This window comes from Burkholderia sp. SIMBA_051, assembly GCF_046534915.1.
Taxonomy (GTDB): Bacteria; Pseudomonadota; Gammaproteobacteria; order Burkholderiales; family Burkholderiaceae; genus Burkholderia; species Burkholderia ambifaria.
The window spans coordinates 1-234 of the sequence record NZ_JAWRXS010000924.1 but is presented as its reverse complement, the minus strand read 5'-3'; the positions used below and the strand labels follow the sequence as shown (position 1 = coordinate 234).

General features: G+C 68.8%; 1 protein-coding gene. It reads right to left on the bottom strand.

What is annotated here, in order from left to right; translation table 11 throughout:
- The coding region (locus SB771_RS37185; protein ID WP_410722304.1) for a biotin/lipoyl-binding protein at positions 1 to 234 on the bottom strand (234 nt) is incomplete at both ends.

Below are 234 nucleotides of genomic sequence, written 5' to 3'. Positions count from 1 at the left end.
CGAGCGCGATCCGGTAGCGGGACGGATCGATCACCAGCAGCACCTGGCCCTTCGTCACTTTCTGGTTGTCGTGCACGCGCACGTCGGTGACGAGGCCGCTCACGTCGGGCGCGATCGGCACCACGTCGGCGCGCACCTTGCCGTCGCGCGTGAGCGGCTCGATCTGGTAACGCACCCATAGTCCGTAGAGCGCGGCGACGATGCCGGCGAGGATGGCGGCCGTCAGCACGGTAC